Origin of the sequence: Vibrio sp. GLN_1 (genome assembly GCF_043106015.1) — a bacterium.
GTDB lineage: Bacteria > Pseudomonadota > Gammaproteobacteria > Enterobacterales > Vibrionaceae > Vibrio > Vibrio parahaemolyticus.
Genome location: NZ_JBICMD010000013.1, coordinates 1 through 1,506 on the forward strand (window position 1 = coordinate 1; position 1,506 = coordinate 1,506).

At 51.8% G+C, this 1,506-nt stretch carries 1 pseudogene; it reads right to left on the reverse strand.

Features of this window, described 5'->3' with window-relative positions:
* Positions 1-1,506: pseudogene (locus ACF8OV_RS04920) on the reverse strand (calcium-binding protein); the annotation flags it as partial.

The following is a 1,506-nucleotide window of genomic DNA, read 5'->3' on the forward strand; positions in this document are numbered from 1 at the left end:
ATCTAATGCCTCAAAAATCGGATTGCTATCGCTATCGACGATGCCTGACACGCTGACACGGAACACTTCATCGCCTTCCGCGTAAACATCATCTACCGTATCAATGGTAAACGTAGCGGTCACACCATCGGCACCAATAATCGCTTGAGTGGTTTCGGTGATGTCATCACCAGATGCAGTAGTATAGCTGTAAGCGAGCGTGACAATGCTACCCACTGGCGCTGGATCGCTCAGTGTCACGGTGTACTCCGTGGTGGTATCGCCTTCTACGACATTCGCTGGACCTGTCATGGTCACGGTAACCGTATCTTCTGGTCCTGGGTCGGTTTCATCGCTAATGGTGGTGTCAACGAACGCATTATCGAGGTTCAACGCTTCGAAGATAGGATTGCTGTCGCTATCGACAATACCCAACACGCTGACGCGGAACACTTCATCGCCTTCCGCGTAAACATCATCCACCGTATCGATAGTAAACGTAGCCGTCACACCATCGGCACCGATAATCGCTTGGGTGGTTTCGGTGATGTCATCACCTGACGCAGTGGTGTAGCTGTAAGCTAAGGTCACGATACTACCGACTGGTGCCGGATCGCTCAGCGTCACGGTGTACTCTGTGGTGGTATCGCCTTCTACGACATTCGCTGGACCAGTCATGGTGACGGTGACCGTATCTTCCGGACCCGGATCGGTTTCATCGCTAATGGTGGTATCAACAAAGGCATTTGATACATCTAATGCCTCAAAAATCGGATTGCTGTCACCATCTACAATGCCCGACACGCTGACACGGAACACTTCATCGCCTTCGGCGTAAACGTCATCCACCGTATCGATAGTAAACGTGGCGGTCACACCATCGGCACCAATAATGGCTTGAGTGGTTTCGGTGATGTCATCACCTGACGCAGTGGTGTAGCTGTAAGCTAAGGTCACGATACTACCCACAGGAGCCGGATCGCTCAGTGTTACGGTGTAATCCGTGGTGGTGTCGCCTTCTACGACATTTGCTGGACCAGTCATGGTGACGGTGACCGTATCTTCCGGACCCGGACCCGGATCCGTTTCATCGCTGATGGTGGTGTCGACAAAGGCATTGTCTAAGTTCAACGCTTCAAAGATAGGATTGCTGTCACTATCCACAATACCCGATACGCTGACACGGAACACTTCATCGCCTTCCGCGTAAACATCATCTACCGTATCAATGGTAAACGTAGCGGTCACACCATCGGCACCAATAATCGCTTGAGTGGTTTCGGTGATGTCATCACCAGATGCAGTAGTATAGCTGTAAGCGAGCGTGACAATGCTACCCACTGGCGCTGGATCGCTCAGTGTCACGGTGTACTCCGTGGTGGTATCGCCTTCTACGACATTCGCTGGACCTGTCATGGTCACGGTAACCGTATCTTCTGGCCCTGGGTCGGTTTCATCACTGATGGTGGTGTCGACGAACGCATTATCGAGGTTCAGTGCTTCGAAGACAGGATTGCTGTCACTATC